General features: G+C 46.1%; 17 protein-coding genes and 1 riboswitch. Of the genes, 7 read left to right on the top strand and 10 right to left on the bottom strand.

Annotated elements, in window-relative coordinates; translation table 11 throughout:
- Nucleotides 1–20: 20 nt before the first annotated feature.
- Entirely contained in the window at nt 21–326 is a 306-nt protein-coding gene (locus ACMXYW_RS15930) for a hypothetical protein (RefSeq protein ID WP_415904668.1), read from the bottom strand.
- Nucleotides 327–448: 122 nt separating this feature from the next.
- Here ACMXYW_RS15930 and ACMXYW_RS15925 point away from each other — a divergent pair, with 122 nt between their 5' ends.
- Nucleotides 449–1237 (top strand): metallophosphoesterase, encoded by a 789-nt coding sequence (locus ACMXYW_RS15925; protein ID WP_415904667.1) that lies wholly within the window; start codon nt 449–451, stop codon nt 1235–1237.
- Between the two features lie 379 nt (nt 1238–1616).
- On the opposite strand, the gene ACMXYW_RS15920 is transcribed toward ACMXYW_RS15925, so the two are convergent.
- The 3 genes from ACMXYW_RS15920 to ACMXYW_RS15910 all read right to left on the bottom strand — a co-directional run bounded on the left by ACMXYW_RS15920 (nt 1617) and on the right by ACMXYW_RS15910 (nt 2755).
- Nucleotides 1617–2090, bottom strand: a complete 474-nt coding sequence (locus ACMXYW_RS15920) for an MEKHLA domain-containing protein (protein ID WP_415899484.1) — start codon at nt 2088–2090, stop codon at nt 1617–1619.
- 94 nt (nt 2091–2184) lie between these two features.
- Nucleotides 2185–2583, bottom strand: a complete 399-nt coding sequence (locus ACMXYW_RS15915; protein WP_415882808.1) for a heavy metal-responsive transcriptional regulator — start codon at nt 2581–2583, stop codon at nt 2185–2187.
- A 49-nt stretch (nt 2584–2632) separates the two neighbouring features.
- Nucleotides 2633–2755 carry a hypothetical protein gene (locus ACMXYW_RS15910; RefSeq protein ID WP_415882807.1) on the bottom strand — a complete coding sequence of 41 codons (123 nt, stop codon included), beginning with the start codon at nt 2753–2755 and terminating at the stop codon, nt 2633–2635.
- Nucleotides 2756–3164: 409 nt separating this feature from the next.
- Here ACMXYW_RS15910 and ACMXYW_RS15905 point away from each other — a divergent pair, with 409 nt between their 5' ends.
- The 4 genes from ACMXYW_RS15905 (at nt 3165) to ACMXYW_RS15890 (ending at nt 10770) form a co-directional block, all read left to right on the top strand.
- The gene (locus ACMXYW_RS15905) at nt 3165–5753 is read left to right on the top strand and encodes a DUF748 domain-containing protein (RefSeq protein WP_415904666.1); all 2589 of its coding nucleotides are present in this window, start codon (nt 3165–3167) and stop codon (nt 5751–5753) included.
- A gap of 79 nt (nt 5754–5832) precedes the next feature.
- Nucleotides 5833–5907: riboswitch (cyclic di-GMP riboswitch) on the top strand.
- A 34-nt stretch (nt 5908–5941) separates the two neighbouring features.
- Nucleotides 5942–6250 (top strand): hypothetical protein, encoded by a 309-nt coding sequence (locus tag ACMXYW_RS15900; RefSeq protein WP_415899482.1) that lies wholly within the window; start codon nt 5942–5944, stop codon nt 6248–6250.
- A 125-nt stretch (nt 6251–6375) separates the two neighbouring features.
- Nucleotides 6376–9813 carry a response regulator gene (locus ACMXYW_RS15895; RefSeq protein ID WP_415904665.1) on the top strand — a complete coding sequence of 1146 codons (3438 nt, stop codon included), beginning with the start codon at nt 6376–6378 and terminating at the stop codon, nt 9811–9813.
- 15 nt (nt 9814–9828) lie between these two features.
- A complete protein-coding gene (locus ACMXYW_RS15890) occupies nt 9829–10770 on the top strand; it encodes a diguanylate cyclase domain-containing protein (protein WP_415904664.1) in 942 nt (313 codons plus the stop codon).
- Here the strand turns inward: ACMXYW_RS15890 and ACMXYW_RS15885 are convergent.
- On the bottom strand, nt 10749–13208 hold the full coding sequence (locus ACMXYW_RS15885) for an ABC transporter permease (RefSeq protein ID WP_415904663.1): 2460 nt from the start codon (nt 13206–13208) through the stop codon (nt 10749–10751). The two genes, ACMXYW_RS15890 and ACMXYW_RS15885, sit on opposite strands and share 22 nt — an antisense overlap.
- Nucleotides 13205–13894: an ABC transporter ATP-binding protein gene (locus tag ACMXYW_RS15880; protein WP_415904662.1), complete on the bottom strand. Its 690-nt coding sequence runs from the start codon at nt 13892–13894 to the stop codon at nt 13205–13207. Before ACMXYW_RS15880 ends, ACMXYW_RS15885 begins: the two co-directional genes overlap by 4 nt.
- 10 nt (nt 13895–13904) lie before the next feature.
- Here ACMXYW_RS15880 and ACMXYW_RS15875 point away from each other — a divergent pair, with 10 nt between their 5' ends.
- Complete coding sequence (locus tag ACMXYW_RS15875; RefSeq protein WP_415904661.1) at nt 13905–14504, top strand: arylesterase; 600 nt, start codon at nt 13905–13907, stop codon at nt 14502–14504.
- A 6-nt stretch (nt 14505–14510) separates the two neighbouring features.
- On the opposite strand, the gene ACMXYW_RS15870 is transcribed toward ACMXYW_RS15875, so the two are convergent.
- Both ACMXYW_RS15870 and ACMXYW_RS15865 read right to left on the bottom strand, forming a co-directional pair.
- Complete coding sequence (locus ACMXYW_RS15870; RefSeq protein WP_415904660.1) at nt 14511–15071, bottom strand: DUF4166 domain-containing protein; 561 nt, start codon at nt 15069–15071, stop codon at nt 14511–14513.
- A 118-nt stretch (nt 15072–15189) separates the two neighbouring features.
- Nucleotides 15190–15771: a superoxide dismutase gene (locus ACMXYW_RS15865; protein WP_415882797.1), complete on the bottom strand. Its 582-nt coding sequence runs from the start codon at nt 15769–15771 to the stop codon at nt 15190–15192.
- Between the two features lie 307 nt (nt 15772–16078).
- Here ACMXYW_RS15865 and ACMXYW_RS15860 point away from each other — a divergent pair, with 307 nt between their 5' ends.
- Complete coding sequence (locus ACMXYW_RS15860; protein WP_415886206.1) at nt 16079–16363, top strand: hypothetical protein; 285 nt, start codon at nt 16079–16081, stop codon at nt 16361–16363.
- A 57-nt stretch (nt 16364–16420) separates the two neighbouring features.
- Here ACMXYW_RS15860 and cysQ read toward each other — a convergent pair whose 3' ends face one another.
- Both cysQ and nudE read right to left on the bottom strand, forming a co-directional pair.
- Nucleotides 16421–17257, bottom strand: a complete 837-nt coding sequence (gene cysQ / locus ACMXYW_RS15855; RefSeq protein WP_415899474.1) for a 3'(2'),5'-bisphosphate nucleotidase CysQ — start codon at nt 17255–17257, stop codon at nt 16421–16423.
- 49 nt (nt 17258–17306) lie between these two features.
- A complete protein-coding gene (gene nudE, locus ACMXYW_RS15850; RefSeq protein ID WP_415904659.1) occupies nt 17307–17852 on the bottom strand; it encodes an ADP compounds hydrolase NudE in 546 nt (181 codons plus the stop codon).
- Between the last annotated feature and the right edge of the window lie 2 nt (nt 17853–17854).

Below are 17854 nucleotides of genomic sequence, written 5' to 3'. Positions count from 1 at the left end.
CCACGGCAGGTTTTTTTTGTTTAGGTGTCTTTTCGCGTGGAGTGCTGAATATGTTGATAGCGAAAGGATAGGTTTTGACCAAAACGTACGCCTTCAAACTCCCTCGCACAGACGTTCGAAAAACCAGAAACCTCGCCTTTCAGGGTGCCATCTTCACTTAATTCAATATCACGTAGATGTACTTCCTGGCCTTTAAATAACAACGCGACTTCAATGGCTGTACGTGCAATACGCTGTTCTGGGCTTTCCGATTGTGCAGTATTGATGTTTTGTGGCGTAGGCCCAACTAGATCAAAGCCTAGGGTATCGGCATCGGTGGTATTCATGGTGTTATATCTTGTTTATTTCTCTTGAGCGGCAAAGACTACCATTAACCATGAGATAGATGGAATTAAGCTGAGCGTTATTGGTCACAGGGCAAGAGTGTTCTTTTTAATCAGGTTAGTTAATGAAGCTATTACCCCTCTCAGATATACATTTAGAAATTATTACTGACGGAGAAGAGCTACATATTCCTAATACGACTGCAGATATGATCCTGTTTTTAGGCGATATAGGTATGGGAGAGCAGGGGATATGTTGGGCAATTGAACAATGTGAGCGCTTGAGTAAAAAGGGGCTCTACGTGCCAGGGAATCACGAGTATTACGGCCATGACATAAATCTGCTTGATAAGAGACTACGAACAGTCGCTGCTGGTACTTTGGTGAGTCTGCTCAATTGTGATGAGTTAATCGTGGGCAACTATCGCTTTTTAGGCTGCACTTTATGGAGTGATTTTTCCGCTTACGGAGATACTTCGAGTAACTTAGCGGTAGTGAAATCTCGTATTAAGGATTATCGAAAAATACATATATCGTCGAGCAATGCAGAAAAACGCTTTTTTACCCCCAAGGATGCGTTAGCAGTTCATCAAGCACATAAAGCTTGGTTGCTTGGAAAATTGGTGGAACCTTTTCACGGCAAAACGGTACTACTGACTCATCATGGAATATCGAGAGAGTGTCAGCATCCGCAATTTGCTGTAGATGAAGTTGCTGGAAGTTATTGGTCTGCACTTGAACCTCTGTTTAAAGGTAAAATAGAGTTGGCTTGTTTTGGACACACTCATGCCAACCTAGATCAACAGTCTAAGGCCGGATTTCGTATGGTTAGTAATCAGATGGGATATCGGCGGCGCTTATCTGATCCGCCTGAATGCTCTGATTTTACATTCCAGAAGGTCATAGATTTATAAAACGAAGGGTTAAATTATATGTAACCTGAAGGAGGCCTTATCGATGTTTATAAATCTTCAGAGGCTTACCGTTACGCTTGCCTAAATTCTCCACTACCCAGAGCTTTCCACAGTTCCCACATCTAAAGGTTGCAGAGTGATTTTCGATATCGGAAGATGCCATAGCTAGTTTTCCGTCTAGCTCCGAAATTTCGTGAATTGAGTTTACTGTATATAAGTCGTTTAGTTTGTCACAACAGTTCATAGGCAATGGATGCTGAGTGGTTTAGAAAAGCGGTGTAATACGCTCCGTTATTACACCCTACATAAACTGTTTCTGTTAGGCGAAGCCGTTCTAGCAAGCGCAGCGTCTAACCACAATCGACTAGCCGCTCAGATGTTACTCCACCAAAGCCCTGCATTTATACAAAACCGCACCTTGCCCCCAGTAAACACCGTTCTCGTCGATCACGTTCCAAACGATCGCCTCTTCAACCATAAAGCGGTTACCTTTAGCTGAGATACGTACGCCTTGGTAATCATCAATAAAGCCATGGTCGGTTACGGCTTTAAGTAAGCGGTTTCGTTCTTCTTGGGTTTGTGGTTCAGCGGTATAGCGTGATGGTAGTTTGATTAGCTCTTCCCATTGGATTTCGAACTGCTCCATACCTTTGGCGTTGGAGTAGTTAAGCAAGGGATCTTCATTAGCATTGTGGGAAAGTACGGGATGAGCTGCGTTATATAGTGCTTGAGCACGTTGATCACTGCTGGTGTCTGATGGAATCAATGATTTTCCGGTAAGGCGTTCAAAGCTGCTTAATAGTCGCTCTGCTTGTTCTGCGGCGAAGTTGTTCTCGGAGCAAGGTTTGTTCATGGTGTTGGGGTCATCTGTGTCGTATAGATCTTATTGAACACTAATCTTGGGGATTTTTTGCCTTACTCGCAAGTCTCCGTTGTGATGGCGATTTCTAGTGCTTCAAAAAGTCGATAATTGGGCAGTCCGAGACAGTACCTTCCCCGCAGCAACTATTGGAGAGCTGCTCTAATGAGTGCTCGATCTTTTGTAGTTCGCTGATCTTGGTTTTGACTAACGCGATCTTATGTTCGACCTGCTGTTTTACCAGTGCAGAGCTGGTGGTCGGGTCGGTCTGTAGCGACAGGAGCTCGCTAATTTCTTGCAGCGAAAAGCCAAGGTCTTTGCAGCGATGGATAAAGTGTAGACGTTGCAGGATAGTTTCCGGGTAGACCCTATAACCGGAAGGAAGGCGGTCGGGTTCGGGGATAAGGCCGCGCTGTTCGTAATAACGAACGGTTTCTACGCTGATGCCGGATTGTTTTGCGACTTGTCCAATTTTGAGCTGTTTCATAGTTCCTGTTTAACACAGCAACCGAAACAGCTCAAACAGGCTGAGGCGATTACAGAGTAACGCGGCTCAGTGCGATGCTAGCAGGCATAGTGATCCACGCCATAGCGATCAAGTTAATGATGATCCAGGAGAAACCTGAAGAATCGCGGAAGTTTTCGTCATGATCTGCCATCGAAGTCACCCTAATGTCAGGCATGCGGATTTTGATCGATCATTGAAGTCACAGCATTTGACTTCACCTGCTGATGAGCCCTTAAGAGCTTCTGGTTCCAGGTTTATTGCAATCGATTTAAATCGCGCAAAAGTTTATGTGCATAGAACTGTCTTGTCGGAAGCGCTAAGGCTTCAAAAACGTGGGCGATTTTATCAAGAGTAGAAAGTTTTTAATAGCCAGAATAAATCGTCCTTAGGGACTGTAATAGCGTCAAGGTATCATTACAAACTGTAGGGACTTTTCGGTCGGTTTCAATTTTTCACTAAACTTATGCTGTTTTTTGAGTTTCTATCCTAAAGATTCGCTTTCTATTCATGAAACTGGATTATGATAGAGAGGTTATTAGCTCGTCTGGCGAAAAGGGACTATGTTGCGTTTTCTTCTGGTTGTTATCGTTTTGGTTGCTCTGTTACTACATAACTTGCCTCTATTGGTGCGAGATCAGGTGGTGCTGTGGTTACTGAACAATGGTGCGGATAAAGCTCAGTTATCAGCTTTAGAAGTAGAGTGGTTTGAAGGCCGTATCAATATTAAAGGTCTTAAAGCGGAAGCTGCAGAAAAGCCGCCTCTGCAGGTAGATAGTCTCTCGGTTGATCTGGATTATGAGCAGCTTCAGCAAGAACGTATCTTAATTTCTGATCTGAGCCTTGCTGGCATTAATTTAGGTGTTCGTCAGAAAGAGCAGGCACTTTGGCTAGGTCCAATCGATCTGAACCAATTTAAGTCCGAAGAAGTAGAGGTTGAGGAAAAGCCAGAAGAGCCTCCTTCAAATTGGAGCTTTGGTTTAGCGCAGTTAAATCTTCAAGCGATCAACTGGCAAGCAGAGTTAGATGACCAGACGCATAAGCTGCAATTGAAAACAGGACGTATCGCCGACTTCTACCTTTGGGATCAGGATCAGCCGGTTGCCTTGGATCTTGATGGTTCTTTAAACGGTGCGCCAATCGTATTGCAGTCCCAGTCCAAGCCTCTTCCTGAAGAGAAGAGTTCTGAGATCAAAGTTAAGTTAAATAATTTCCCTATCCACAGTGTCACCGCAGTATTTATGCCTGAGCTCCGTGGCCATCTGGATATGGATATCGATCTAAATGTACGCACAAACCTGAATAATCAGTTATTACAGGTAAAACAAAAAGGTAGCGTTAAGTTACGTGGTTTGAAGTTCCGCCAAGATAATATGGCCCTAAAACAAAACTCACTAGCTTGGAAAGGTGATGTTGATTTGGGCGTTTTAGCGGGTGAACTAAAACAGCTAAAAACTGCAGGCCAAATCAAAGTGGCAGGCTTACAGCTTGACCAGGGCGGGCAAACGGTCAATTTAAAAGTGGCTGATTTGGTCTCTGTAGTCGAGATAGAAGGGCTGCAAAAACTGACCCTTAAGGATCTGGTTTTAAAAGCGGAAGGCATTGCGCTTAAGCAAGCGGGACAGACTATCAATATCAATGGTGCACTGGCGCGCGGTGCTGTGCAGACTGCTGATATGAAAAACTGGCAGGCTAATATCCCTATAGTTGCTCTGCAAAACTTTGCTCTATCTAAAGGGCAGCAGGAACTGATTAGTCTGGCTACCTTGCGCTTAACTCAGGCACAACTGCGAGACGTTAACGATATTAGTCTGGATAAGCTGGAAACCGAGAAGCTTAAAGTTCAAGGTAATGGTGGAGTGTTCACCCAGTGGGGAGCAATCACTGCCGACGATATTAAGTTTAAACAGCAAAGCGAACTGAGTATTAACTCTGTGCAGTTGAGTGATAGCAAAACGCGTGTGTTGTTGTCATCTAAGCGTCAGCTGACTGATCTGGATTGGTTATTAGCTCAGCTATCTAGTGGTGAGGAAAAGGCTGCCCCATCAGTGAAAAACGCCGAGAAACAAGCAAACAAGCCAATCAGAGTTAAGCTGAACAAACTGCGTGTTAGTGGCAGTAACCCAATCCAAATTGTCGATGGTGGGGTTAAACCTGCTTTTAAAACGAATCTCACAATTCAGCGCCTCGCTTTGAGTAACCTAGATACGGGTTCCAAAGGTAAAACGGCGTTTGATCTGAAGGCTAAAAACAAGCTGTCCACCATTAATGCTAAGGGCGCTATTGAGCTATTTAGTGGTAATTTCGGTGGTCATTGGGATGCCAAAATTAAAGGCCTTGAGCTTCCGCAAGTAAGTCCTTACTCGCTAGAATACACCGGCTATTACTTGCAGAGTGGTCAGCTTAGCTTAACCACAAAAGGCACCATTAAAGGCCGTAAACTCAATGGTGATACCGATATCCGTTTGAACAAGCTCGATGTTGAAGCGAGAAACAGTGAGCGTAGTGGTGAGTTTGATCAGAAGGTATCGATGCCTCTAGGAACGGCATTGATGATCCTGCAGGATAACGATGACAATATTGATTTAGAAATCCCAATTGATGGCTCTTTGGATGATCCTCAGTTTGGTTATCAGACCGTAATTAATAAGCTAGCGGGCAAAGGTTTGAAGAGTGCAGCCATGGGTTATCTAACCAAAGCACTACAGCCTTTCGGCACGTTGATTTCGATCGGCAAGATGGTGATGGATGCACAAGAGAAAGGCTCGTTCATTACTCTGCAACCGGTCTACTTCGACGTGGCGGGTGCCACGCTTAATTCTGAATCATCAGCTTATCTGTCGAAACTGACCCAGATGATGCAGGAACGTAAGGGCATGCGGATGAATATCTGTGGCCTTGCTGTTGCCGAAGACCAGCCAGCTATATGGCAACAGATTTTGGCTGAAAATGCTAAGCGCAAAAAGCCTCTACCCGAGGAACAACTTCAGGCAGAAGTGACACCAAAGCTGCAGCAGTTAGCGCAAGACCGTAGCGATGTTGTGAAAGCTGCGTTGTCGAAAGATGGTATCGATATTGAGCGCCTGTTTAGTTGCTATCCAAAAGTGGATCTGAAACAAAAACTTAAACCGCAGGTAAGTTTAGGATTATAAAAAGCCAAAGGGATCTTTAGCTTTTGCACAAGCCGCCGACAGCTTAGGGTGAACAGGATCTGTTTTTTCGCGGGATTAACTCTCGAAAAGGCAAAACCCAAGCAATTGGGCGACGCAAAGTTACGGGTCCCTATGGGATGGCCGGACCGCCGACGATAAAAACTCTCGCTTCTGCTGAGGTTGTCGTTATGTTGTTTGCAAAACCACTATTCGGCTGTGTCGCAGGGATGGCTCTGGCGCTTGCATCTCATTCAGTGAGTGCAATGGATACTGCGCCCACACATCTACCCACGTCTTTACCTTCTTCAATTTTTACACAATTAGCTGCCCAAGATGATTGGCATTTTGGGCTCAAATCCCCCATCTTTTGCTTTAGTGGCCATTACTTCAGGTCCGTCACTTCTTCTGAACAGGATCAAAACAAGCTAGCCGCTAAACCTAATCGTAAAAGTCGTTTATACCTAGCCTTCTTAATGTTGGCGCGAAATAAAAAGTAGATTTTACAGGGTATAAACTCGTTGGCTGAATTTCGTGCCTTTTGCGCGAAATGCGCCCTTTCTCGCAACGAAATTCTGCAGCTGAACTAAACTCATGCAAGGATCTTTCGATTGCGAGGCGCTGGATGAGACGGCTTAAACAAGCGATATCAGGACGTCTGGGTAAACAGTTTGCGATACAGGTAATTTTATTTAGCTCCTGTTTTACGTTGATCACGACCAGCGTGCAGTTAGCGTTCGACTATCACGCTGATATCAGCCGCATTGAACAGCAATTTGTTGATATAGAAAGATCGCATGTCCCTCCTTTATCCCTTGGCTTATGGTCGATGGATGGCGCCCAGATTGGTGTGCATCTAGAAGGCTTACAGCAGCTGCCAGATATAGAGCATGTAGTGATCAGAGATGAACAAGGTGGCGTATGGGAGTTTGGCGATAAGATCTCTGATAACTCCCGAGAGCATGTTTACCCCCTAGAATTTTTGCGAGTAAACCAAGCCGATCCTATCTATCTTGGTGCGCTGGTAGTAACGGCCAGTATCGATAATGTCTATGAAAGGCTGATCAACCGAGCCAGCGTTATTCTGATTAGTAATGGTGTGAAAACCGCAATAGTTGCGGGTTTTATCATGCTATTGATGTGGTTGCGTGTGACCCGGCACTTAGGGGCGGTGACTGAATATGTATCTAGGTGGGAATTAGAGGGCGAGAACAAACCACTGAAACTCTCCAAATCCCAAGATCAAGACGATCCTGATGAATTTGATGTAGTAGCTGATGCTATCAATAGAATGCAGCAAGGGTTAACTAAACAGTTCCATGATCTAAACAGCGCTGAGGCGGAACTTAAGGCCTTGCTTAGAGAGCGAAATCAACTGTTACAAAGCGAGAGGGAATACAAAGGCAAGCTAGAAGAGAAGGTGAAAGAGCGTACTCAAGAGCTGACCTTAAGTCAGCAAGCCCTAGAAAAGAGTCACAGTTACTTGCGCAATATTCTAGAAACTAGCCCGATCGCGGTGAGTGTATATAACCCTGTTGAGCATCAACTTAGTTATTCGAATCAAACCTGCGCCAATATGTTTGGTTTTAGTATTGATTCTTGGTTGCAGCATAATCCTGAGAACAGTTGGTTACATGATGAGGACCGAGAATTCTTTGCTCAAGAATATCGCAAGCATGGCCGCGTCAGCACCACTGAGGTTGAACTAGTGCGGAGGGATGGCTCGGTGTTCTGGGCGTTGTTAACTTGGGAAAGGATCTTCTTTCAGGATGAACGCCAGATCCTGTTCTGGGTTGTGGATATAAGCGGTCAGAAAAAAGCCCAGCAGCAATTGGAACAGGCTAAAGCTGAGGCCGAAGCGGCCACCAAATCCAAATCTGAATTTCTCGCCAATATGAGTCATGAGATCCGTACGCCGATGAATGCGGTGGTTGGGTTTAGCCATCTTGCGCTGCAAACGGAGCTGACCGATCAACAACACGATTACTTAAGAAAGATCCAAATGGCGGGGCATAACCTGCTCCGTGTGATTAACGATATTCTTGATCTGTCTAAGATAGAAGCGGGGCGGATGAGTGTCGAAACCATCGACTTCTCTTTGGACGATGTACTTGAACATTTATGTGATCTACTGCGTCTTAAAGCCGAGGAAAAAGGCTTAGAGATCCTACTTTTTCACCCTTGGGAGCTTCCGCGCCAACTACGAGGCGATCCCTTACGTTTAGGGCAAGTGCTGACGAATCTTGTGGGCAATGCCATTAAGTTTACCGAGCAAGGCGAGATCTCAATCAAGGTGGAAGAAGTTTCTAGAGAGAGCGGTAAGGTGCGGTTGCAGTTTAGTGTGACTGACTCCGGTATTGGTTTATCTGCAGAGGAACAAGCAAGACTCTTTAAAAGCTTTGGTCAGGCGGATGCATCAACCACCCGTCGATATGGTGGTTCAGGTCTAGGCTTAGTGATCAGTAAACAACTGGTTGAGTTGATGGGCGGTGAAATCACGGTGAGTAGCGAAACGGGCCACGGCTCCTGCTTTGCGTTTACCAGTGAGTTTGAATTGGCTGAAAATGATATCGCCACCGAAAGCCCTGCAAAACGCCTGCAAGGCACCCGTGTTTTGATTGTGGATGACAGCTCTGCGTCTCGTGATGTTCTGAGTTCGCTGGTGTGTAACTTCGGTATGTACGGCTATGCCTTGAGTTCTGGAGAAGACGCTATTGCTGAATTACAGCGAGTGAGCGACAGTGATGAGCCACCTTATGATCTGCTTTTGATCGATTGGCATATGCCGGGATTGGATGGCTTTGAATGTGCAAAACAGATCAAAGAACTGAACCCAAGTCAGCCGGTCCCCGCGGTCGTGATGGTCACTGCGCATCATCGGGAGGGGATTCTTCATCAAGCCTGTGCAGAGGATTTAGATGGCTTCCTACTCAAGCCAGTGAGTCCATCTTTACTGCTCAGCGCGATAATGAAAGCCTTGAATATCAAAACTGACCTAGGCGGTCGACAGCTGAAGGTCATACCAACGCAAGCCGAAGCTGCAAAAGAGTTTAAGCATACCCATGTTCTGCTGGTGGAAGATAACTTGATCAATCAACAGATCGCCACTGAGATGCTTACCGGCTTAGGCTTAGAGGTCAGTGTGGCGGGCAATGGTATGGAGGCGATAGAGCAAGCGCAAGAAACACCATTTGATCTGGTGTTGATGGATATCCAAATGCCCGTGATGGATGGCTTGGAAGCCACGCAGAGGTTGAGAGAATTTGCGGGTTACCAAAGCGTTCCTATTATTGCGATGACTGCCAATGCTATGCAGGAGGATATCGAGCGCACTGAAGCGGTCGGGATGAATGCGCATATCACTAAACCTATTCAGCCGCAGGTGCTATTAGAAACCCTAGCTCAGTGGATCTCACCGAAGATCGAGCATCATTCCTCAACTAGTCCGATACCAACAATCGAGGGGCTTAACTGTGAAGAAGCAGTGGCTCGGGTAAACGGCAATCTTGGCCTCTATCGAAAACTATTAAAGCAGTTTGTAGATGAACAGGGTGAAACGTTTACTGAGGCAGTGGCTCTTTGTCAGCAGCAGAAATACAGTGAGGCGGCTGATCGGGTGCACACCTTTGCTGGATTAGTGGGGAATTTGGGAGGGACTGAGTTATTTAGTCTTGCTCAGCAATTGGAAGTGGGTTTGCGAGGTGAGAACCCTGAAGGAGAGGCGGATCGAATAGGCGAATGTCTCATACAAGCCCAACAGCTCAGCAGTGCCATATCGGCATTTGTTACTTCTGATGCTGCTTTAGAGCCGAAAGAGGCAACTTCGCTACAACCGTCTATAACTAATAAAGGCGATTCCTCTTTTGTGGAGTCTCTGGATGAGATTGCAGAGCTTCTCAAAGAGGGTAACAGTCGGGCGACCTCTACAGTTTCAGAGTTGATTGCTAATAGTCCAGATGATTATAAAACTGAGTTACAGGCGCTATTAATCGCCGCGGAAGAATTTGAATTTGAGCAGGCCCTTAAGGAGTTAGAGCAACTAAGGACTCGTGTTCATAGTTAAGTAAAGGAGTCTCTTGTGGATAAGGTGAAGGGGCATGTACTGGTAGTCGATGATGAAGCGGTTAACTGCAATGTGTTGGTTTCGCTGTTGAGTGATTACAAAGTTATTGTCGCGAAAAGCGGTGCTAAGGCGATCGAACGTGCCCGCGAAAACCCTCCTGATCTGATTCTGCTTGATGTTGTTATGCCCGATATGAACGGCTATGAAGTCTGTTCACAATTAAAAGCTGAAGAGCTTACCCGCCATATCCCGATTATTTTTGTCACCGTGAAATCCAATATTGAAGAGGAAACCCAAGGTCTAGAACTTGGGGCGGTGGATTACATCTCTAAACCTTTCAGTCCCGCAATCGTCCAAGCGCGAGTAAATAACCATATACAGTTGAAGCAGCAGCGTGACATGTTAGAAGCATTGAATGTCACCGATAGTCTGACCGGTATTGCCAATCGTCGGTTGTTTGATCAGGCATTAAATCAGCATTGGCAGGCAGCTTGCCGGACCTTCAGCCCTCTCGCGTTGTTAATGATCGATATTGATCACTTTAAACAGTACAACGACCACTATGGTCACCAAGCGGGTGATGATTGCCTGATACAGGTGGCGCAAACCATCGATCAACAGTGTGATCGAGATTTGGATAAAGCATGTCGCTATGGGGGAGAGGAGTTTGCTGTGATCTTGCCCTATACCGATCTGGCGGGCGGGAAAAAGATCGCTGAAAAAATGCTTAGCGCTATACGAGAACTGCAGATCCCGCATGCGCAATCAAGCAGCGCCGAGATTGTTACGGCCAGTATCGGGCTGGCTGTGCTTGAAGCTGCTCCCAATGCCGAGTTAGAGCGCTTGGTCGAAACCGCTGATCAAGCACTGTATACCGCCAAGAAAAGCGGGCGAAATCGCTGTCATTATCAGGACCTGCCCGCTGCTCAGTTTACTCAGCGTGAAGCTAGTGTTTGATAGCTTTGGCTTAAGCTTTGCTGGCGATGGCTAAAGTGTCCAATCAGAATAAATAGGCCGCTGCTCAGTATAGGTAAAAGGCACCAGAGTATCGGATGCAAAACCGGTGATAGATTCAATAATTGCTGGTGGATCGGCCACAAGCTAGCTTCGGAAATGATGACTGCCAGTACACCACTGATCCCGCCAATCAATCCCATCTCTAAACGATCAAGTTGCTTACACTGTTTTTGGCTCGCGCCTAAGGTAAGCAGAAGCGCGTTTTCATGACGACGTTGTTCAAGCTCTTGGGTCAGCGTTACATAGAGTAAAACCAAACCTGATGCTGTCGTCAGCAACATCAGTAAACTTGAGAGTAGGGATAGCTTACTCAGTAATGTTTGCAACTGCGACAGAATCTGCCTGACATCGATCAGGGTCAGAGTTGGGAACTGTTGTAGCAGAGAGCGGCTCACCTCTGCGCTTTTATCACCTAGATAAAAGCTGGTTAGGTAGCTAGGCGAGTAAGGCTCCAAAATGTCGGGGCTGAATATATAGTAAAAGTTGGGCTGGAAAGAGTCCCATCTTACAGAGCGTATACTAGTGATCTCGGCGCTGGCTTCGCGGCCCGCGATATCAAAAGTGACGGTATCGCCGAGTGTTAAGCCCAGTTCAGATGCGAGCTTTTGTTCAATAGAGACGCTTTGTGAGCTGTTCCAGTGTCCTGATATCAGCTTGTTATGCGCTGGGAATTGTTCCGTGGCTGTAAGGTTCAACTCACGTTTTAAGGAAGGCTGCTCTAACTGTTCAGGCGTGAGTGCCTCTGCTAAAGGTTGGCCATTAACCTTACTTAAGCGACCACGATAGATCGGCCAGAGCTGATTATCGATCAGCTGCGCTTTTAACAAGGTTTCAACTTCCGGTTTCTCCCAATCTTGAATATTGATGAGGAAGTGGTCCGGCGTGTTTTCGGGTAACTGTTCTTGCCAGCGGCTCAGAAGATCATTTAGAGCAACTAAGTTAATGCTCAACAATGCAAATAGCAGACAGATCACCGGTATTTGGATTCGATACCAGCGCTGCTGTTGCTGCATGCGGCTGACCAACATCTGCCCTAGCGGATGATGCTTAGATAACCTCTGCGAACTCCTTTGCGCGATAAAAGCACCGAGCCAACCCAGCAGGCTACCTAAGATAAGCAAGCTCAGAGTGAGACTGAGCGTGAGCCACAGGCTATTTAAATAACTGCTGGTAAATAGAAGCAAGACGATGAATGCGCAAAGATAGGGTAGCTTGCCACCCCACTTCAGAGGCGAAGGCTGGTTTTGGAATAGCTGTGTAGGTGTACTTTTCTGTAGCAATAGAAGGTTAGGCAACCCAAGGGTGACAATAATAGCAATGCCTAACGCAGGCCCTGTGAGGTAGGTAGTGAAGGCGGCCGTAGGAACAGGTTGAGGTAAGAGTTCGTTTAGAAGTTGAAGGCCAGAGGCTTCCAATATAACTGCCAGAACAATACCCATAAGGCTGCATAGGAGCCATGCGTACCCTAGTTGAGCAAGGTACATCAATAACAGCTGACGATTACTGACCCCTAAGCTTTTTAGCAAGGCAGCACGTTTACTTTGGCTCTGTGTGAAACGGCGTAAACTGAGGAAAATCGTCATGGCTGCAATTAGCAAGGCAAATAGCGCACCTAAACGCAGATAAGACGAGGCTTTCATTAACGCGCTATTTTGTTGGCCCTCTTCGCTTTTAAGTGAAGTTATCTGCTCGCCGGTTTGTTTGTTTTCTTGTAGGTAGGTTTCTAGTTGAGCTATTTGCTGGGCGTCGCCACTAAACAGCTGGCGATAATGTACACGTGAGCCGGGGCCCAAAAGCTCGGTACCTTGTAGGTCCGAGTGATTGATAATGATTTGTGGATTAAAGCTGATAAAGCCGCGGCCACGATCGGGTGACGCAATTACAGTGCGAGTTAAAATAAACTCTTTTGAACCTAACGTCAGTTTATCGCCGGGCTCGAGTTTTAAGCGTTCAAAAACACCTTGCTCGGCCCAGGCTTCTCCCAGCTTGGGTAATTCTGTTTGTGTTGGCTGATCTAATGTTATTTGTCCGCGAGGGTAGGGAGCATTCAACGCTCTTACACTGACAAGAACAAAGTTATCACCTTGGTTCGCCATACTGGCGATCTGCGTGACCGAGGTGTGCTCAAGAGCCATCTCTTTAGCCTTCGCAAGCGTCTTATCAGACAACGGGCGGCTGTTACTCAATACTAAGTCTGCGCCTAAAAGCGCACTGCCTTGTCTTTCGAGCGTTTGTTCAATCCGTTCACCTAATACAGCCATCAGGCTAGCAATGGTAATCGCCAGTAAGAGCGCCAGTAGTAGTGATCGCCACTCACTTAGCTTGATATTACTCAAGCTATGTTGCCCGGCTATTTTCAACAGAGTGGTAAGGTTCATGCGGATAACTCTTGCAGTTCGCCATTATGCAAACGTAATGCTCGACTGCAGCGTTCTGCTAAGAATGAGTCATGGGTAATCAAAATCAGCGTCGTGCCTTGAGCTTTGTTGAGATCAAAAAGTTGCTGGATGATCTGTTCACCGGTGTGTTCATCTAAGTTGCCGGTAGGCTCATCAGCAAACAGTAAGGTGGGATTTGTGGCAAAGCTGCGCGCTATCGCCACTCTTTGTTGTTCACCACCTGATAGCTCGGCAGGTTTGTGATTAAGTCGTTTACTTAAGCCTACTTTGCTCAGCCAAACCTCTGCTTCTTCTGCGGCTTCTTTATGATTGCGAATCTGCAGAGGCAGCATGACATTTTGCTGGGCTGTAAGGTCTGGTAGCAGGTGAAACGATTGAAATACAAAGCTGATATGCTGGTTACGAAAATCTGCCCGCTGTTGATCGTTCAGAGTATTGAGATCGGTATTATTCAGTAAAACATGACCAGAACTGGGATGATCTAATCCGGCTAGCAGCGATAGCAAGGTCGATTTACCTGTGCCTGAAGGGCCGACAATAGCAACGCTCTCTCCCCGCTTAATCTCCAGATTGATATCACTGAATAGATCAACGGCTCCTGCTTGAGTCTGAAACTGTTTTGCGAGATGCTGAGCACTAACGACTGTGTCTGTATCAATTGCCATAGGTTCTTCCGTGCGTAAAACGATTGCCTTTCTATTATTCGTATTTCTGACCGTTCCGGTTCAAGCGCGTTCCCTAATTGTTTTAGGGGATAGCCTATCTGCTGCCTATCAGATGGATCTAGAACAAGGTTGGGTGCACTTGTTACAGCAGCGTTTAGACCAACAAGGCTATGCGCTTGAAGTGATTAATGCCAGCGTTAGTGGTGATACAACGCAAAATGGCATCGCGCGATTGAATTTGCTGCTGAAACAGACTGAGCCAGAGATTGTGGTTATCGAATTGGGCGGGAATGACGGTTTACGTGGCACGCCGCCGGTTGCGATCCAAAGAAATTTAGGGCGTTTGATCGATATGGCTGAAGGAAATGGAGCTAAGGTTTTGTTGCTTGGTATGCAGCTCCCTCCTAACTACGGTAAAGCCTATACCCAACGTTTTAGCGAAATCTATCCGACGGTGGCTGATAACAAAGACGTGGCTTTAGTGCCTTTCTTTATGGAGCAGGTTGCCCTGTTTCCTGAGCGCATGCAGGATGATGGGATTCATCCTAGTGCAGCAGGTCAGCCTTATCTGCTAGATACGATGTGGCCCTATTTAGAGCCATTGTTGTAGTAATCGTTACTTATTTTCGAGTTGGAGATCGGGCTCGAGTAACCCCTGATAGGACACCAGTGAGCCAAGTATTGGCAACGTAAAACCGACGAAAAATCGGTATCTCCCATCCTCTATCTTTTTGTAAGCAGTGGTTTTAGGTAGTAACCATGTGGGGACGGTAACACCTTTGATCTTAATTTTTAGACAGCGCCAAAACCATCCGCCCTCTCTGATATCAACTGTCAGATGTAATGTTATCGGGCCGGTTTCTTCGATCCAATAACCGTCTTCAATTGAACCCACTGGTTTAAATAGTGAAGTTACTCTCGCTTGGTCGTTGAAACAGCGCCCCCAGTATAAGCCATCAGGCTGATGAGATATGTTTACGGATAATTGATGTTGGCCAGCTGTTGGTAGGCCCATTTTCTTGGCAAGTCTCTGGCCGATTATTCCCGCGAGGCCTTTACCGTAAGTTAGATCGACGGCGCCTTTAAGCTCACTACCTTGGATATGTAACTGTTGTAGTTTAGGGTGAAGCTTAGAAAATTTATCTCCGAACCAAGTGGATACAAGCGTAGATATCATTCAGACAGTCCTTTGTTTAGCTATTTCCCGTAACACTTGTTTTAGCCTATCACGATAAATCCTTGGCACAAAAAAGGCCGATACGTTTCCGTATCAGCCTTTTAAAAATTACGGTAACTTATGCAAAGTTAGCGTTTACGAATTCCCAGTTAACTAGCGCCCAGAAACCTTTTAGGTAATCAGGACGAACGTTACGGTAATCGATGTAGTAAGCGTGTTCCCATAGGTCAACAGTTAGCAGTGGAGTCTGACCTTCAGTTAGAGGGCAGCCAGCGTTGCTAGTGTTAACGATATCGATAGAACCGTCAGCGTTTTTAACCAACCAAGTCCAGCTAGAACCGAAGTTGTTAACTGCTTTGTCGTTTAGAGCTTCTTGGAATGCTGCGAAAGAACCCCACTTAGCGTTGATTGCATCAGCAATCGCGCCAGTTGGCTCACCACCACCGTTTGGAGATAGGCAGTTCCAGTAGAACGTGTGGTTCCAGATCTGAGCAGCGTTGTTGAATACGCCGCCAGCAGGAGCAGAAGTGATGATCTCTTCTAGAGTTTTACCTTCGTACTCGGTACCAGGAACTAGGCCATTTAGCTTAACAACGTATGTGTTGTGGTGCTTGCCGTGGTGGAAGTCTAGCGTTTCAGCAGAGATGTGTGGTTCCAGAGCGTCCTTTGCATAAGGTAGCGGCGGAAGTTCAAAGCTCATAAGTGTCACCTTATTCGTGTGTCGTAAAGACTTATTATCAGAGATTACCTGCGTTTCCGTATGCTCACACGATTGGCAGGTAATTATTAATTATCCAAAGCACGGAAATAATAGCACCCAAGAGTGATTATTTCATGGTACAAAAAGTGTGCTTATTTGATGTTCTTTTATTACGAACTATCTACCTATATTGGTTCATAATTCATTTTTTAAAGGGCTGCGACTAAAGTTTGCTGAAACTGTCATGTTTTAACCCTAGAATGACAGGCCTGTATTTTTATAACTAGAAAAAAGTGACTGTTAGACGATGTATAAAGTTTTAATTTGGATCTCTGTGGTATCTCTGGCAATTCTGGTCGTTAAAACTCAGTTTTTAGCGTCTGATACGTTTGTGCCGTTTAAAGAGGACTGCATGAAGTTGGCGGGTGCTACAGAGGAACGCTGTGACTGCTTCTCTAAATATGTACACAAGCACTTTAGCGATAATGAAGTAAAACTGATCCGTGCTAATCAGCTGAGCAACCCGGACTTTAAATTTAAAGTGGAAGAAGTTCTGGCGCGCGCTAATCAGTCTTGTGCGGCTGAAAAATAACTCCTATCTACTCAACTAACTGGGATAGTTAAACTCTATCCCAGTTACTTTTGATCTCTATCCGTTTTGAGAACCGCTCGCTAGATGGTTCCTTAACACTTCTAACGGGAATTGCGGATCACCGCAGGCAAAGAAATACGGATTCTCTAAAGACTCGCGTAAGTTATAGGTGAGGCCTTCGAGTGTTTCGGCGTTGACTAAACGCCCACCGGCTGCTTCCAGAATGGCTTGAGCTGCTGCCGTATCCCATTCACTGGTGGGATAAAGGCGTGGGTAAAAATCGGCTATACCTTCAGCGATTAGACACATCTTTAGAGAGCTCCCCATCCCTCGATGGCTAATCTGTGAAAACTGTTTGGCTATCGGTAACATCAGGTTTTCGTTGGCTTCTTGGCCATGCCTGCGGCTGGATGCGACGATTAGGTCTTTGCCCAGAGGCCGGCTTCTAATTTGCGCTGGAGCTCGCCCGTCTTCCTGTTTCCAAGCACCAATCTCGTTCCCTCCCCAATAGGCGACGCCGCTAACGGGGACATAGATAATGCCGAAGATAGGGCGGTTGTTTTCGATCAGCGCAATATTGATGGTGAATTCATCGTTACGGTTAATAAACTCTTTGGTTCCGTCCAACGGATCGATACACCAAAATTGCTGCCAAACTTTACGCTGTTGATAGGTTAATTCAGTGTCTTCTTCGCTCAGTTGCGGGATCTCGGGTGTTAGATCACTGAGGCCTGCCTGAATCACCTGATGCGCAGCGAGATCAGCAGCCGTAACTGGTGAGTGGTCTTCTTTAGCCGCAATCGAAAAATCATCGCGCTGATAAACTTTTAAGATCTCAGCGCTGGCTTGCTGACAAATGCAGAGTAATGCTGAAGCTAAGTCGTGTTGGTTCATTATCTTACGGCCTTTTTGTTATTGGGTGTTGGCAGTATGAATGATGGTTCTACTTACGATTGAGGAAATCTCTGACCATATAGAGCGCTGCAATCGCTCTACCTTCGGTAAAGTCATCGCTGGCTACCAGTTGTTCTATTTCGGCTAGCGGCCAACTGACAACTTCCATCTCCTCTGGTTCATCGCCTTGTAAACGACAAGGATAGAGATCTCTGGCGACGACCGCTGTAATGCTATGCCCCATATAGTTGGGTGCTGATGTCATTACTTTTAGCGTATTTAACTGGTTGCTACCAAATCCTGCTTCCTCTTTAAGCTCTCGGTCTGCAGCGATATGAGCGTCTTCACCGGGATCAATCAGGCCTTTAGGTAGCGTCAGCGTGTAATCCTCAATACCTGCAGCGTACTCTTTGATCAGCAGTACTTCATTGTCTTCGGTCACAGGAATGATCATTACTGCACCGTTACCTCGATTGGCTAAGCGCTCATAAGTGCGTTCGGCACCGTTTGAAAAGCGAAGTTCAACTTGCTCGACTTTAAATAAGCGTGTTTGTGCGGCAGTTGTAACCTTCAAAATCTCGGGTTTAACCGGCATAC

Source organism: Neptuniibacter sp. QD48_55 (assembly GCF_047778115.1).
Taxonomy (GTDB): domain Bacteria; phylum Pseudomonadota; class Gammaproteobacteria; order Pseudomonadales; family Balneatricaceae; genus Neptuniibacter.
Note: the sequence above shows the minus strand (reverse complement) of the source record. Positions and strands in the feature narration are given on the sequence as shown.

What these genes read in the sequence shown, in the direction of transcription:
- ACMXYW_RS15915 (WP_415882808.1), bottom strand. Translation starts at nt 2,583, where the DNA reads ATGAAACAGCTCAAAATTGGACAAGTCGCAAAACAATCCGGCATCAGC.
- ACMXYW_RS15870 (WP_415904660.1), bottom strand. Translation starts at nt 15,071, where the DNA reads ATGATATCTACGCTTGTATCCACTTGGTTCGGAGATAAATTTTCTAAG.
- ACMXYW_RS15910 (WP_415882807.1), bottom strand. Translation starts at nt 2,755, where the DNA reads ATGGCAGATCATGACGAAAACTTCCGCGATTCTTCAGGTTTCTCCTGG.
- ACMXYW_RS15900 (WP_415899482.1), top strand. Translation starts at nt 5,942, where the DNA reads ATGTTGTTTGCAAAACCACTATTCGGCTGTGTCGCAGGGATGGCTCTG.
- ACMXYW_RS15860 (WP_415886206.1), top strand. Translation starts at nt 16,079, where the DNA reads ATGTATAAAGTTTTAATTTGGATCTCTGTGGTATCTCTGGCAATTCTG.
- nudE (WP_415904659.1), bottom strand. Translation starts at nt 17,852, where the DNA reads ATGCCGGTTAAACCCGAGATTTTGAAGGTTACAACTGCCGCACAAACA.
- ACMXYW_RS15880 (WP_415904662.1), bottom strand. Translation starts at nt 13,894, where the DNA reads ATGGCAATTGATACAGACACAGTCGTTAGTGCTCAGCATCTCGCAAAA.
- ACMXYW_RS15930 (WP_415904668.1), bottom strand. Translation starts at nt 326, where the DNA reads ATGAATACCACCGATGCCGATACCCTAGGCTTTGATCTAGTTGGGCCT.
- cysQ (WP_415899474.1), bottom strand. Translation starts at nt 17,257, where the DNA reads ATGAACCAACACGACTTAGCTTCAGCATTACTCTGCATTTGTCAGCAA.
- ACMXYW_RS15905 (WP_415904666.1), top strand. Translation starts at nt 3,165, where the DNA reads ATGTTGCGTTTTCTTCTGGTTGTTATCGTTTTGGTTGCTCTGTTACTA.
- ACMXYW_RS15885 (WP_415904663.1), bottom strand. Translation starts at nt 13,208, where the DNA reads ATGAACCTTACCACTCTGTTGAAAATAGCCGGGCAACATAGCTTGAGT.
- ACMXYW_RS15925 (WP_415904667.1), top strand. Translation starts at nt 449, where the DNA reads ATGAAGCTATTACCCCTCTCAGATATACATTTAGAAATTATTACTGAC.
- ACMXYW_RS15920 (WP_415899484.1), bottom strand. Translation starts at nt 2,090, where the DNA reads ATGAACAAACCTTGCTCCGAGAACAACTTCGCCGCAGAACAAGCAGAG.
- ACMXYW_RS15895 (WP_415904665.1), top strand. Translation starts at nt 6,376, where the DNA reads ATGAGACGGCTTAAACAAGCGATATCAGGACGTCTGGGTAAACAGTTT.
- ACMXYW_RS15865 (WP_415882797.1), bottom strand. Translation starts at nt 15,771, where the DNA reads ATGAGCTTTGAACTTCCGCCGCTACCTTATGCAAAGGACGCTCTGGAA.